The sequence below is a fragment of the Rhizobium sp. ZW T2_16 genome (genome assembly GCF_044987325.1).
GTDB classification, from domain to species: domain Bacteria; phylum Pseudomonadota; class Alphaproteobacteria; order Rhizobiales; family Rhizobiaceae; genus Neorhizobium; species Neorhizobium cellulosilyticum.
This window is the reverse complement of sequence record NZ_JBJDRG010000001.1, coordinates 115,998-129,851: the sequence shown is the minus strand read 5'-3', so window position 1 is coordinate 129,851 and position 13,854 is coordinate 115,998. Positions and strand designations below refer to the sequence as shown.

Genomic DNA, 13,854 nt, shown 5'->3' with positions numbered 1-13,854 from the left:
AGCCTGAAGCAATTGCGGACGCAGAACCGCATCCTGCTTTGCCGGAACTGCTTTTAATGCAGGGTTTCCATGATGGGCTTTTCGTCATCCATGATGCTGAGCGCCTGGAACAATGCCTCTACGAGAATGTCGGTCAGGCCGTCCATATCGTTCTCCTGCAGGAAGAGCGCGATAGACTGGTCCGAAGGCTGGTTCACGTGATCAAGTTCCTTAGACATTCATGTCCCTTTCATCTGTCCTCATGACGTGTGTGGGGACATCTTTCAGTGCTTCGCCTTGCGCCGGGCTGGTTATCAATCGCCTGAGCGCCCCTCGAAGCAGGGCGTTAAGCCTAACTTGATCCTAACATATTGTCCGAAAATGGGACGGCAAGGCCTTGAATCGGAACCAAAAGGTTTTTGACCGGTTCACTTTTTGTGAAGGTCTGGCGGCGAAAGTGCCTTCATGTACGGGCGATTCGGCCCATCGAGTATGGAGATGGCATGACACTGCTGCAGTTCCCCGCCGACCGGCGGACCGCCGACGTAAGGCGATGCGCCGACGCTCTTCAGCGTCTTCACGGCGAAGAGGCAAACCGTTTCTGGCGCACCGAAATGGCACAGTTCGCCAAGGGGTTCCGGGCTCAGGGTGTCGAGGAAGAAGAAATCCGTCATCAGGCCGCAATCTTCATGCACGCCGTGCAGATGGAATTGCAGATGGCGTTTGCGGAAGAAGAGCGCGACGTATCCGCCTATTGACGAATTGCCGGTTCCCACCGGCAATTTATGGCCTTATTCGTGGCGAAGTGCGTCGATCGGGTTGAGCTGCGCTGCCCGTCTTGCCGGGAAATAACCGAAGATCATGCCGATCGCTGCTGAAAACAGGAATGCGAGCAGAATGATCGTGGGGCTGGCGACAAACGGAACTTCCAGAAAGCTGACGACCCCATAGGCGAGAGCAAGTCCGGTGACGATGCCGGTCACGCCGCCGAAGATCGACAGCATCACGGCCTCGACCAGAAACTGCGTAAGCACCTGGTTTTCCAGTGCGCCGATAGCAAGCCGGATGCCGATTTCGCGGGTGCGCTCGGTAACCGAGACCAGCATGATATTCATGATGCCGATGCCGCCGACAAGCAGGCTGACGGCGGCGACCGCGCCGAGAAGGCCGGTCAGAAGCATCGTCGTGCCGGTCATGGCGGCGGCGATCTGCGACATGTCGTTGACGGAGAAATCGTCGTCGCGACCGATTGCGATGCGACGGCGCTCTCTCAGCAGGCTTTCGACATCTGCCTGAACCTTTGCCGTCGAAACGCCATCCTGCGCGGAAAGGACGATGCTCGATATTGTTGTCGTGCCGCCGATCCGGCGCTGATGCAGTTTCAACGGCATGATCACCGTGTCGTCCTGATCATCGCCCATGCCCGACTGGCCCTTGACGGCAAGAACGCCGACGACCGGGCAGGCGACGTTGCTGACACGGATGCTCTGGCCGACTGGATCTGCTGCCCCGAACAGTTCCCGGCGTGTCGTCTCGCCTATGATGCAGGCGGCCTGGCTGCCACGATCTTCGGTGGCTGAGAAATCCCGGCCGAGCGCCAGTTCCCAATCCTGCGCGACCAGATAATCGGCGGTCGTGCCGATGACGCTGGTGGAGCGGTTGGCGCCGCCGGCAATCACGGTCGCCGTGCCGCGGTTGACGGGTGCCACGGCGCGCAGGCCGCTCACCTGATCACGGATTGCCGTGATGTCGCCGTCGGTGAAGCGCTTGGCCTCTGTGCTTGCCCGGCCCGGTCCCCATTGGCCGGGGCGGACGAAAAGCGTGTTGGTACCAAGCCTCGAGAGTTCGTCGCGCACCTTGGCGGTCGTGCCGTTGCCGATGGTGACCATGGCGATGACCGCGGCAACGCCGATGACGACGCCGAGCACAGTGAGGAAGGAGCGCAGCATGTTGCGGCTGATGGCGCGCCAGGCAAGTTTTGCCGTCTCAAACCACATGGGCGGCCTCCATTGCCTGGATTTCATCGCTGACGAGATGGCCGTCGACGAAACGCAGGAGGCGTCTCGCATAGGCGGCGATATCCTCTTCATGGGTGACCATGATGACAGTGATGCCGTTTTCGCGGTTGAGCCGTGTGATGAGATCCATGATCTCTGCGCTCGTCTTGGTGTCGAGATTGCCGGTCGGTTCGTCGGCCAGGAGCACGGCCGGGTCGGTGACGATGGCTCTGGCGATCGCGACGCGCTGCTGCTGGCCGCCGGAAAGCTCCTGGGTCGTGTGGCCCTCGCGTCCGCGAAGGCCGACCTGTTCCAGTGCTGCCATCGCCCGGCGCCTTCGCTCCGCATGGTCCATGCCGCGATAGACCAGCGGCAGTTCGACATTTTCTACGGCCGAGGTGCGGGCGAGAAGATTGAAACCCTGGAAGACGAAACCAAGCATGTGCCGGCGTAGCAAAGTCAGTTGCGCGCGGCTGAAGCCGCTCGTCGGGATGCCCTGGAAGATGTATTCGCCAGAAGACGGCAGATCGAGGCCGCCGATGATGTTCATCGCCGTCGACTTGCCGGAGCCGGACGGGCCCATGATCGAGACGAATTCACCCTGTGCAATGGTCAGGTCTATGTTGTCGAGCGCGCGGATGGTCGCTTCGCCTCGGCCATAGACCTTCGAGACCTGCCTGAATGCGATGAGGGGTGCAGTCATCGTCGATCTCCCGTCAGCGGCCACGCGCCGTTGCTTCGGTGATCAACAGGTCGCCGTCCTTCAGGTCCGGTGATTTGACGACGGTGAACTGGCCATCGGTTGCGCCCATTTCGACGGAGACGCGCTCAGGTGAGCCGTTGCGCAGAACCCAGACGGAACGGCTTGCGGCAGAGGCATCGTTGCGGGCGCCGCGATTGCCGCGTGGGCGGGGCGGGGAGAACAGGCGCGACAGAAAGCTGCCGCGCGGCTGCATGGTCGACGGCGGCGAATAGCGCAAAGCCGCATTGGGCACGAGCAACGCGCCGGTCACCGATTGCACGGTGATATCCGAAGTTGCCGTCATGCCGGGGCGCAGGAGCAGGTCCTCGTTATCGACCGTCAGGATCGCCTTGTAGGTCACGACATTGTTGACGGTTTCGGAGGCGAAGCGGACGGATTCGATCTTTGCCGGGAAATGCCGGTTGGGGTAGGCATCGACCGAAAAACGCGCTTCCTGCCCTTCGCGGACCTGGCCGACATCGGCCTCGTCGACGGCGACCTGCAGCTCCATGTGTTTCAGGTCGCCCGCTATGGTAAAGAGCACCGGTGCATTGAGCGAAGAGGCAACGGTCGCGCCCGGATCGACGTCGCGGGTGAGAACGACGCCGTCGATCGGCGAGACGATCTTGAGCTTGGAGAGATTGATTTCGGCCAAGCGCAGGCTGGCTTCCGCGGAAAGGACGGCTGCCTCGTTGATATCCGTCGATGCGACCGCGGAATCATAGGCATATTTGGCGGCGTCGAGATCCTGCTGGCTGGAGATTCGGTTGCTGACCAGCGAGGTCAGCCGATCGAAGCTGATCTTTGCGGAGGCGGCCTCGGCCTTGGCCTTCAGAACGTTGGCCCTTGCGGAGGCAAGCTGGGCTCTCGCGCTCTGGACATCGGCTTCCTGCCTGTTGGTATCGAGTTCCAGCAGCACCTCGCCCGCCTTGACGGGGCTGTTATAGCTGACATTGACCTTGCGCACCGTGCCAGACAGTTCGCTCGATATGTCGACCTGGTCGGTCGGCTGGATCGAGCCTGTGGCGGTGACGATCACCTGCAGGTCACCGGTCTTTGCAGCTTGCGTCGTGTAGTCGAACTGCTGGCCGTCGCCGGAGCCGTAAAGATAGAAACCGAGGCCACCGCCTATCAGCAGAAGACAGAGCACAAGCAGCCACTTGCCACGCCCGCGTTTTTGTTTCTGGCCAGAGGTTGCGAGGATCGCGGCGAGATCCAGAGCGTCCGGCTTGCCGGAGGTGAGGGGATCGGTAGGGGCGTTCACTCGTGGGCCTCGTTTTTCATCGGTCTGTCTGTTTCATCTGCGACGGGCGAGCCGTGTGACCTACCTGCGGGCGCAGAATCTTACGCGCTCCATGCCATGAAACACGCTTCGGGAGAAATTAAATAACCGTAAGTTGTCGGTTGGTGTCGCTCAAATGACCTGGATCAGGCTGGTCCAGAATCACTATGGCCGGGCTCTTGCGGAGCGCCGGCCATAGTCTTTCTTTGTGCATGTCTATTGCCTGCTGCTCGCTACGCCAAAACGTTCGGGCAGGAATGCCGTCTGCGTCTGTTCTCCGCTCAGCCGGTCGGTTTTTACCGGATTTCCGGGCCGGGGCGGTATCAACGCAGAGAAGATCGCCAGGCTGCCGGCAACAAGGGTCGCCAGGACGATCAACTCGGTGCTGCGTCTCATCTGGATTTCTCCTTGGTCAAAAGGAAAACGAGGCATCGAAATATAGCTCCCTCACGACAAAGCAGATTGGCGGCTGCGTCCGGGATCGGGAGGAAAGAGATGCCTTGCGGATGATTACGTGCTGTCGGTCCTGTTCCTGGCGGCTTTCGATCTGCCTGCTAGCTGCTTGCCGACATTTCGGCCGGCGTTGCCATGATCTGCTGCTCGCCGATCGAGCGATCCATATACTTGAAACCGAGGATGCTCAGAACAGAGGCAATAAGAACGACGAAAATAATCCGCATGGAAGTCTCCTTCGGCGGCAATAACACCACAACGAAAGACTTGTTCCGTCGAGTAAGGCCGGAAGGCGGCATATCGTATTGAAGAATTGTATCGCGAACGGTGGGAATGTTACCAAAGACAGGGCAATGGAAGTCTTTCGAGTGGTGAGAGCACAGGGATTCGAACCCTGGACCTACTGATTAAAAGTCAGTTGCTCTACCGGCTGAGCTATGCTCTCTCACCATTGCGCCTCAGCGCCTTTCGAAAGTGCGCGATACATATGCAGGTCACATCTTGCGGTCAACCCGCAAAACGTTCAAAAAAATCGCTGTTCGACGCTTTTTCCATCGATTTCTGTCGATGCATAAAAGGTGATTGGCATTAAGCGGCAATCGGCGGTAGCGCCTCTGCCACCTCTGATAAGCGGAGCAATCCAGTGTCCATTGCCGAAATATCCATCTTTACCGCGCTTCTGGCCGGGACACTGTCATTCCTTTCGCCCTGCGTCCTGCCGCTGGTTCCGCCCTATCTCTGTTACATGGCCGGCATTTCTGTCGATCAGTTCCGCGACCAGGATTCTCAGGCCGCATCGCCGGCACGCAAGGCGGTGCTCACGTCAGCTTTCTTTTTCACGCTCGGTTTTGCCACCGTTTTCGTCATGCTCGGGGCCGGTGCGTCCACGGTCGGCGTGCTTTTGCGCCAGCATCTGGACCTTTTGTCGAAGATCGGCGGGCTGATCATCATCATCATGGGGCTGAATTTTCTCGGTGTGCTGCGGATAGGTTTTCTGTCGCGTGAGGCGCGGTTCCAGGCATCAGGTCAGCCTGCGACGCTTTCGGGCGCCTATCTGATGGGGCTCGCGTTCGCCTTCGGCTGGACGCCCTGTATCGGTCCGGTTCTCGGCGCCATCCTCGGCGTGGCGGCATCGCGCGATACGGTTGGTGAGGGCGCGGCGCTGCTCGGCATCTATTCGCTCGGGCTTGCCGTACCGTTCTGGATCGCGGCGGCCTTTTCAGGCGTTTTCATGCGTTTTATGACCCGTTTTCGTCGCCATCTCGGATTGGTCGAGAAAGCGATGGGCGTGTTCCTGATCGTCACTGGCCTTGCCTTCATCTTCGGCTTCGTCAGCTCGGCGGCGATCTGGTTCCAGGAAACGTTTCCAATCCTGATGCAGATCGGCTGATCGATCTGCTGAAATAGCGGATCAATCATGGTCGATGTCGTAGCGCTGCTTCTGCCCTTCTTCGGCCTGATCCTGATCGGCTATGTGGCGGCGAGAGTAACGGGACAGCCACTCGAAGCGCTCGGCTGGCTCAATACATTCATCATCTATGCGGCGCTGCCGGCGCTTTTCTTCAAGCTCGTGTCGCGCACGCCGATCGAGGAACTCACGCGCATCGACTTTATCCTGGGGGAGATCGCGGCCGTCTACCTCGTTTTTACAGTCGCCTTTGTGGTCGGGTATGTGGTTCGCCGCAATTCGTTCGAGGACTGCACGATCCAGGGGTTTACTGCCGCCTATGGCAATATCGGTTATATGGGGCCGGGGCTGGCGCTGCTTGCCTTCGGGGACAAAGCCGCGGTGCCGGTGGCGCTGATCGTCTGCCTGGAAAACGCTGCCCATTTCATCATGGCGCCGGCCATGATGGCGTTGGCCGGAGACGACAAGCGGCAGCTACACCTGATCGTCGGCTCGATCGCAAAGAAGGTCGCGCTGCATCCGTTCATCCTGTCCACGGCGCTCGGCTTTGCTGCGGCAGCTTCCGGCCATCAATTGCCCGAACCGGCCTTGAAACTCGTCGATTACCTGGCGCAGGCCGCTGCTCCCTGCGCGCTGTTTGCCATGGGCGTGACGCTGGCCTTGCGGCCGGTAAAACGCGTTCCGGCCGAGCTCGGTTATCTCGCAGTATTGAAGCTCGTGTTTCTGCCGCTCAGCGTCTATGTGGTGCTGTCGCTGGTCGGTGACTTCGATCCGGTGTGGATGCATGCGGCAATGCTGCTGGCGGCACTTCCAACAGCTGCCAATGTCTTCGTCATCAGCCAGCAATATGGCGTGTGGCAGGAGAGAGCTTCTGCAAGCATCCTGCTCATCACCGTCGGATCGATCGTGACGCTGCCGATATGGCTATATATCATCTCCAGCGGGATTTTACCGCCGGATCTGTTTCCCTAATTCGCGAACGAAATTCTTTAGGCTGCGTCCCGGCTCTACACCTTCCTGCATCAGTGCGTTGCGCAGGGGAGAGACGGCGTTGAGCACGTGCATGCCGGCTGCCCGCACCATCTGGACCGGTATCAGATCGGTCAGCAGTGAGCGGTTGAGAAGGTCGACGCTGACAGTGCGGCTCATCACGTCCGGGCGCCGGCGTCGATGGTAGCGGTCCCCGGCATCGGCCGGGATCGGCTGGTCGTGCTGGGCGGACAACAGATCCGCCAGCGTCATGCTATCGCGCAGCGACAGGTTCAGCCCTTGTGCGCCGATGGGCGGAAAGGCGTGAGCGGCTTCACCGATCAACGCGACGCGCCCGGCGCCAAAACGCTCGGCCATCATGCTCGACAGCGGCCAGGCCTGTGCCTTGCCTTCGACGGTCACCTTTCCGAGGATCGACTGCATGCGCGCTTCGACGATCGTCGACAGCTCTTCCGTCGGCAGGTTCGTCAAATGGGCGGCTTCTTCCGGCCGAACGACCCAGACGAGGCTGGAGCGCGAGCCGGGCAGCGGAACCTGAGTGAACGGCCCGCTTTCGGTGTGAAATTCGGTCGATACATAGCCATGCGGCAGGGTGTGGGCGAAATTCAGCACCACGGCGGACTGCCGGTAAGACCATTTGCGCACATCAATGCCCGCCGCTTCGCGGGTGATCGACTTGCGGCCGTCGGCGCCGATGACAAAGTCGGCCTCGATGACCTCGCCGCCATCGATCGCGATCGTCACCTTGTCAGCCGTTATAGCGACAGTCTCGACATTCGTTTCTATGCGGGTCAGGTTCGGTTCTGCAGCCAGGGCGCCGTCGAGAACCTCGGCCAGCGCCTTGTTGGGGATATTGTAGCCGAAGGCATGAAGACCGATATCGCTGGCGCGGAATTGCGCCGGCGGCGCGCGCAGCAGGCGGTTGGTGCCGTCGAGGATCTGCATCACGGAGAGTGCGGCCGCGGCGGTCGCGATTTTCTCCCATACGCCGAGACGCTCAAGATAGCGCACGGACTGGTCCATCAACGCAGTCGTGCGTCCATCGTCGTGTTTCGGCGCTGCGGCGACGAGGCAGACTTTTCGACCCGCGCGCCCGAGCGCTAGAGCTGCCACCTGGCCTGCCAGGCCGCCACCGACGATCGCGATCTCGTAATGCTGCATTGTCCGCTTCCAATTCTCTGTCGCGCTCTATGTAGAGCTTCTGGAGGCTTCAATCCATGGGGTATCGACGATTGCTCTCTCATCGGCGCTAAGTGGTGTAAAACCCATGATAAAGGCGGCTGGCGGTTGCAATGCGCCTGAATTGGCAGCATACCCGAAGATAAAGCTAGAGACGGGAAGTAAGAAAACGGGGCGCGCGTGTTCAGACGAATCTTCAATTATCGTGCAGTGCCCTATGCGGAAATTCGCGCCTTCTGCGTCCATATCTTTACCGCTTCCGGTTCCTTTCTCGCCTTTCTCGGTGTTGTTGCTGCGGCTGAGCACCGTTTCATCGACATGTTCTGGTGGCTCGGTCTGGCGTTGCTTGTCGATGGCGTCGACGGACCGATTGCCCGCAAACTGAACGTCAAGGAAGTGCTGCCGAACTGGTCCGGCGACATGCTGGACAATGTGATCGACTACGTGACCTATGTTCTCCTGCCGGCCTTTGCGCTCTACCAGAGCGGCATGATCGGCGAACCGTGGTCCTTCGTGGCGGCAGGCATGATCGTGGTTTCGAGCGCGATCTATTATGCCGATATGGGTATGAAGACGGATGAGTATTTCTTCTCCGGCTTCCCGGTCGTCTGGAACATGGTGGTATTCACGCTCTTCGTCATCGATGCGGGTGCGACGACCGCAATGATCGTGGTGACGGTTTCGGTCGTACTGACTTTCCTGCCGATCAACTTTCTGCATCCGGTGCGCGTCAAGCGCTTGCGCTCGCTCAATCTGACTGTGGGGGCCATCTGGTGCGCGCTTGGAGGCTATTCGCTGCTCCTACATTTCCAGTCGCCGGACTGGGTTGTCTGGGGTGTGGTGATCAGCGGCATTTACCTCTATTGCATCGGTGGAATATTGCAGCTTTTTCCGAACCTTGGAAAATAGGCCAAGGTGACCGGCGAGCCGTTCTTTCATGTTGTGGAAGTCTGCAAAACCGGTATCAATATCAGGCGGCTGCCTTCTGACTGCGGAAGGTGGCCACTTCATTTTTAAAGACGTAAACGATGCAGCGGTTCAACGGACGGCTCTGCATGATAAAAGGGGGTTCCGTGACTTCTTCCGAGGGCGTTGAGGCAGGCCCGCTTCTGTCTGTCCGGGGGCTGACAAAGCTCTTCGGCAGTTTCGCAGCGTGCGATGCCATCGATCTCGATATCGGCCATGGGGAAATCCATGCGCTGCTGGGCGAAAACGGCGCTGGTAAATCGACGCTGGTGAAGATGCTCTTCGGCGTGTTGCAGCCGAGTTCCGGGACCGTTTCACTGGAAGGAAAGCCGGTGGTGATTCCATCACCCGGCGAGGCGCGCCGTCTCGGCATAGGCATGGTTTTCCAGCATTTCTCTCTGTTCGAAGCGTTGACGGTGGCGGAGAACATCGCACTGTCGCTCGACCCGAGGACGCCTTTGGCGAAGATCGCGGAAGAGACCGCAACCATCTCCAAGGCTTATGGCCTGCCGCTCGATCCGTCAGCCCATGTCGCCGATCTTTCCGTCGGTGAACGCCAGCGCATCGAGATCGTCCGGGCGCTGTTGCAGAACCCCAAGTTGATCATTCTCGACGAGCCGACATCGGTTCTGACGCCGCAGGAGGCCGAGCGGCTGTTCGAGACGCTGATGCGGCTGAAGGCCGAAGGCCGTTCGGTTCTTTATATCAGTCACCGGCTGGAAGAGGTGCAGCGCATCTGTGATCGCGCCACCGTTCTGCGCCACGGCAAGGTTACCGGTGCTTGCGACCCCAAGCATGAAACGCCTGCCTCGCTTGCACGGATGATGGTCGGGACCGAAGTGGCTGAGGTGAAACGCGATAGCGCCAACACGCTTGGCGATATTCTGCTGCAGGTGAACAAGGTTTCGGTCGCCTCGCGTACGCCGTTTGCGGTTGCGCTCAAGGATATCTCGCTGAAGGTTCGGGCGGGCGAGGTGCTTGCCATTGCCGGCATCGCCGGCAATGGCCAGTCGGAACTGTTTGATGCCATTTCCGGCGAATATCCGATTGCTGACAATGATGGCATTGTCCTGCGCGGAAAACCTGTTGGTCGTCTTAGGATCAACGGGCGCCGTCTGCTCGGAGCGGGGTTCGTGCCGGAAGAGCGGCATGGCCACGCAGCGGTCTCGGCGCTTTCGCTTTCCGACAATCTGCTTCTGGCGCGAAGCCGGTCCGATAAAAAGGCATTTCTGGCCGGCGGACCTCTCGCCATCGTCAAGCGGGATGCGATCCTGTCTGCCGCACGGCGCATCTGTTCGATGATGGATGTGCGCAAGAGTGGCGAAGACCCTGCGGCCGGCTCGCTTTCGGGTGGAAACCTGCAGAAATTCATCGTTGGCCGTGAACTTGATCGCCAGCCTTCCGTGCTGGTCGTCAACCAGCCGACCTGGGGTGTCGATGCGGGCGCTGCGAGCCGCATTCGTCAGGCGCTAGTCGATCTGGCAAAAGCGGGATCCGCCGTCATCGTCATCAGCCAGGATCTCGACGAGATTTTCGAGATTGCCACAACAATTGCCGTGATTTCGGATGGCAGGCTTTCAGAACCCTATCCTGCGGGAGAGCTTACACTTGAACAGATCGGCCTGCTGATGGGCGGTATTCATGACAGTCATTCCGGGGAAAAGTCTTCTGGAGAAGACCGGGCCGGAATGGAGGCTGCGCATGCGCATTGAACTTCAGAAACGCGCCAACACATCCGTGCTGTTTTCGATCCTGTCGCCGCTTCTGGCGCTGGCGCTGACGCTGATTGCCGGCGCAATCATGTTCGGTCTTCTGGGCAAAAGCCCGCTCAATTCGCTCTACATCTATTTTGTCGAGCCGCTGCTCGACGTCTGGTCGCTACATGAACTGGCGATCAAGGCGGCACCGCTGATTTTGATCGCGGTCGGTCTGTCGGTCTGCTTCCGGTCGAACAACTGGAATATCGGCGCGGAAGGGCAGTTCACCATCGGTGCGATCACCGGTTCGATCCTGCCGGTGCTGAACCCCGAATGGCATTCGCCGCTGATCCTGCCGCTGATGTTGATCATGGGAATGATCGGCGGGGCGCTTTACGCGGGTATTCCGGCGCTTCTGAAGACCCGGTTTAATACCAACGAGATCCTGACCAGTCTTATGCTGGTCTATATTGCGCAACTGTTTCTAGACTGGCTGGTGCGTGGTCCGTGGCGCGATCCGCAGGGTTATAATTTCCCTCAGACCAAAAGCTTCCAGCCGGAAGCGGTTCTGCCGGAAATCCTCGATTCGGGTCGCGCGCATCTCGGCATCGTCTTCGCGCTGATCGCTGCCGTGGCGCTGTGGTTCATGATGCGCTTCATGCTGAAAGGCTTTCAGGTCTCGGTGCTCGGGCAGTCGGAGCGGGCAGGGCGGTTCGCCGGTTTTTCGGCGCGCCGGATGGTGTGGTTCTCGATGCTGCTTTCCGGCGCACTCGCCGGGCTTGCCGGGATTTCGGAAGTCTCCGGTTCGATCGGCCATGTGCAGCCGGTGATTTCGCCGGGCTACGGCTTTACCGCGATCATCGTCGCGTTTCTCGGAAGGCTCAATCCGCTCGGTATCATCGCCTCGGGTTTCGTGCTGGCGCTCACCTATCTCGGTGGGGAGGCGGCGCAGCTTTCTCTCGGCATTTCCGACAAGGTCAGCCGTGTTTTCCAGGGGCTCATCCTGTTCTTCGTACTGTCCTGCGATACGCTGATCCATTATCGGATCCGTCTGATCGTCAATCCATCCGCCGCTCAGGAAGGAAAAAGCTGATGTTCGAAGCTATCCTTCTGACCGTCATCACCGCATCGACACCGCTGGTCATTGCCGCTCTCGGCGAACTGGTGACCGAGCGATCGGGCGTGCTCAATCTCGGCGTCGAAGGCATGATGATCATGGGTGCGGTTGCCGCGTTTGCCACGGCGCAGCTGACCGGTTCCGCCTATCTGGGTATTCTCGGCGGCATCATCGGCGGCGGCATTTTCTCGCTGCTCTTCGGTTTCCTGACGCTGACGCTCGTTGCCAATCAGGTGGCGACCGGTCTGGCGCTGACAATCCTCGGCCTCGGTCTGTCGGGACAGCTTGGTGAAGCCTTTGTCGGTATGCCGGGCGTTCGACTGCAGCCAATCGTCATTCCGCTCCTGTCCGATATCCCGTTCTTCGGGCGCGTGCTGTTTTCCCAGGACCTGATCTTCTACATGTCGGTGGCTTTGGTCTTCGGTATCAGCTGGTTCCTGTTCAAGAGCCGCGCAGGCCTGAAGATGCGGGCGATCGGCGACAGTCACGGGTCGGCGCACGCGCTCGGGATCAACGTGGTTCGCACACGTTATCTCGCCGTCCTGTTCGGCGGGGCCTGTGCCGGTCTTGCAGGCGCACAGCTTTCGCTCGTCTACACGCCGCAATGGGTGGAGAACATGACGGCCGGCCGTGGCTGGATCGCGCTGGCGCTCGTCGTCTTCGCATCCTGGCGGCCGCTCAGGGTTCTCGCCGGCGGTTATCTCTTCGGTGCCGTCGGCATCGGACAATTGCATGCGCAGTTGCTGGCGCAAAGTGGCGGGATAGCCATTCCGTCGCAGCTTCTATCCGCATTGCCTTATGTCGCAACTATTGTCGTGCTGATCATCATTTCGCATAATCGCCGCACGACGCTCATCAATACGCCGGCATCCCTCGGAAAACCATTTGTCCCCGATCGGTGACCACGTTAACGTTCATGTCATACTCCATCAGAGGTTGGAAAATGAAAAAACTCATCATTGCGCTGGCTGCTACTGCTGCCGTGCTCGGCGGTTTTGCCGGTAGCGCGTCGGCTCAGGAAAAGAAGAAGATCTGCTTCATCTATGTCGGTTCCAAGACCGACGGTGGCTGGACCCAGGCGCACGACATCGGTCGCCAGGCGCTGCAGAAGGCTCTCGACGACAAGATCGAGACGCCGTTCCTGGAAAGCGTGCCGGAAGGCCCGGATGCCGAGCGCGCCATCGAGCGCATGGCTCGCTCTGGCTGCGCCCTGATCTACACGACCTCGTTTGGCTTCATGGACGCAACGGTCAAGGTTGCCGCGAAATTCCCGAACGTGAAGTTCGAGCACGCAACCGGTTTTAAGTCCGCCGAAAACCTCGCGACCTACAATTCGCGCTTCTACGAAGGCCGCTACATCCAGGGCCAGATCGCCGCCAAGATGTCGAAGAAGGGCGTCGCCGGCTACATCGCATCCTTCCCGATTCCTGAAGTCGTCATGGGCATCAACGCCTTCGAACTCGGCGCGAAGTCTGTCAATCCGAACTTCAAGCTGAAGGTTGTCTGGGCCAATACCTGGTTCGACCCGGGCAAGGAAGCCGATGCCGCCAAGGCGCTGATCGACCAGGGCGTTGATATCCTCACCCAGCATACCGACACCACGGCTCCGATGCAGGTTGCTGCCGAGCGCGGCATTCTCGCCTTCGGTCAAGCCTCCGATATGATCGCGGCCGGCCCGAAGACGCAGCTGACGGCAATCGTCGACACCTGGGGCGCTTATTACATCAAGCGCACCAAGGCGGTTCTCGACGGCTCGTGGAAGTCTGAACAGATCTGGGACGGCCTGAAGGACGGCATCCTGACCATGGCGCCCTACACCAACATGCCGGACGACGTGAAGGCGATGGCGGAAGAGACCGAAGCCAAGATCAAGTCGGGCGAGTTGCATCCGTTCACCGGCCCGATCAACAAGCAGGACGGTTCGGAATGGCTGAAGGCCGGCGAAAAGGCCGAAGACGGCGTTCTGCTCGGCATGAACTTCTACATCGAAGGCGTGGACGACAAGCTGCCGAAGTGACCTTTTCCGCGTTACAGATCGAAAGGG

General features: G+C 59.7%; 15 protein-coding genes and 1 tRNA gene. 8 read left to right on the top strand and 8 right to left on the bottom strand.

Features of this window, described 5'->3' with window-relative positions:
• Positions 1–53: 53 nt before the first annotated feature.
• The gene (locus ACI3K0_RS00585) at positions 54–218 is read right to left on the bottom strand and encodes a hypothetical protein (RefSeq protein ID WP_206825738.1); all 165 of its coding nucleotides are present in this window, start codon (positions 216–218) and stop codon (positions 54–56) included.
• 264 nt (positions 219–482) lie between these two features.
• Here ACI3K0_RS00585 and ACI3K0_RS00580 point away from each other — a divergent pair, with 264 nt between their 5' ends.
• Positions 483–737 carry a DUF6074 family protein gene (locus ACI3K0_RS00580; RefSeq protein WP_206825736.1) on the top strand — a complete coding sequence of 85 codons (255 nt, stop codon included), beginning with the start codon at positions 483–485 and terminating at the stop codon, positions 735–737.
• 33 nt (positions 738–770) lie between these two features.
• Here the strand turns inward: ACI3K0_RS00580 and ACI3K0_RS00575 are convergent, their stop codons facing one another.
• The 6 genes from ACI3K0_RS00575 to ACI3K0_RS00550 all read right to left on the bottom strand — a co-directional run bounded on the left by ACI3K0_RS00575 (position 771) and on the right by ACI3K0_RS00550 (position 4,898).
• Positions 771–1,976 (bottom strand): ABC transporter permease, encoded by a 1,206-nt coding sequence (locus ACI3K0_RS00575; RefSeq protein ID WP_404944788.1) that lies wholly within the window; start codon positions 1,974–1,976, stop codon positions 771–773.
• On the bottom strand, positions 1,966–2,679 hold the full coding sequence (locus ACI3K0_RS00570; protein WP_404944787.1) for an ABC transporter ATP-binding protein: 714 nt from the start codon (positions 2,677–2,679) through the stop codon (positions 1,966–1,968). Before ACI3K0_RS00570 ends, ACI3K0_RS00575 begins: the two co-directional genes overlap by 11 nt.
• 13 nt (positions 2,680–2,692) lie before the next feature.
• Positions 2,693–3,982, bottom strand: a complete 1,290-nt coding sequence (locus ACI3K0_RS00565) for an efflux RND transporter periplasmic adaptor subunit (RefSeq protein WP_183821612.1) — start codon at positions 3,980–3,982, stop codon at positions 2,693–2,695.
• Positions 3,983–4,216: 234 nt separating this feature from the next.
• Positions 4,217–4,396: a hypothetical protein gene (locus ACI3K0_RS00560; protein ID WP_404944786.1), complete on the bottom strand. Its 180-nt coding sequence runs from the start codon at positions 4,394–4,396 to the stop codon at positions 4,217–4,219.
• Positions 4,397–4,554: 158 nt separating this feature from the next.
• The gene (locus ACI3K0_RS00555) at positions 4,555–4,680 is read right to left on the bottom strand and encodes a hypothetical protein (RefSeq protein WP_280518256.1); all 126 of its coding nucleotides are present in this window, start codon (positions 4,678–4,680) and stop codon (positions 4,555–4,557) included.
• A 142-nt stretch (positions 4,681–4,822) separates the two neighbouring features.
• Positions 4,823–4,898 (bottom strand) — tRNA-Lys (locus ACI3K0_RS00550).
• Between the two features lie 198 nt (positions 4,899–5,096).
• Between ACI3K0_RS00550 and ACI3K0_RS00545 the strand changes: the two genes are divergently transcribed.
• Together ACI3K0_RS00545 and ACI3K0_RS00540 are read left to right on the top strand one after the other, a co-directional pair.
• On the top strand, positions 5,097–5,843 hold the full coding sequence (locus ACI3K0_RS00545) for a cytochrome c biogenesis CcdA family protein (protein WP_148144785.1): 747 nt from the start codon (positions 5,097–5,099) through the stop codon (positions 5,841–5,843).
• 27 nt (positions 5,844–5,870) lie between these two features.
• A complete protein-coding gene (locus ACI3K0_RS00540; protein ID WP_183821614.1) occupies positions 5,871–6,833 on the top strand; it encodes an AEC family transporter in 963 nt (320 codons plus the stop codon).
• Here ACI3K0_RS00540 and ACI3K0_RS00535 read toward each other — a convergent pair.
• Entirely contained in the window at positions 6,810–8,012 is a 1,203-nt protein-coding gene (locus tag ACI3K0_RS00535; RefSeq protein WP_183821615.1) for a UbiH/UbiF family hydroxylase, read from the bottom strand. The two genes, ACI3K0_RS00540 and ACI3K0_RS00535, sit on opposite strands and share 24 nt — an antisense overlap.
• A 198-nt stretch (positions 8,013–8,210) precedes the next feature.
• On the opposite strand from ACI3K0_RS00535, the gene pcsA reads away from it, so the two are divergent.
• From pcsA to ACI3K0_RS00510, 5 genes are all read left to right on the top strand, one after another.
• On the top strand, positions 8,211–8,939 hold the full coding sequence (pcsA, locus tag ACI3K0_RS00530) for a phosphatidylcholine synthase (RefSeq protein WP_404944785.1): 729 nt from the start codon (positions 8,211–8,213) through the stop codon (positions 8,937–8,939).
• Between the two features lie 164 nt (positions 8,940–9,103).
• Complete coding sequence (locus ACI3K0_RS00525) at positions 9,104–10,708, top strand: ABC transporter ATP-binding protein (protein WP_343062279.1); 1,605 nt, start codon at positions 9,104–9,106, stop codon at positions 10,706–10,708.
• Complete coding sequence (locus ACI3K0_RS00520; RefSeq protein WP_183821618.1) at positions 10,698–11,786, top strand: ABC transporter permease; 1,089 nt, start codon at positions 10,698–10,700, stop codon at positions 11,784–11,786. Before ACI3K0_RS00525 ends, ACI3K0_RS00520 begins: the two co-directional genes overlap by 11 nt.
• The gene (locus tag ACI3K0_RS00515) at positions 11,786–12,712 is read left to right on the top strand and encodes an ABC transporter permease (RefSeq protein ID WP_148144779.1); all 927 of its coding nucleotides are present in this window, start codon (positions 11,786–11,788) and stop codon (positions 12,710–12,712) included. The genes ACI3K0_RS00520 and ACI3K0_RS00515 overlap by 1 nt, the downstream gene beginning before the upstream one ends.
• Before the next feature lie 41 nt (positions 12,713–12,753).
• Positions 12,754–13,827 carry a BMP family ABC transporter substrate-binding protein gene (locus tag ACI3K0_RS00510; RefSeq protein ID WP_183821619.1) on the top strand — a complete coding sequence of 358 codons (1,074 nt, stop codon included), beginning with the start codon at positions 12,754–12,756 and terminating at the stop codon, positions 13,825–13,827.
• Positions 13,828–13,854 lie beyond the last annotated feature (27 nt).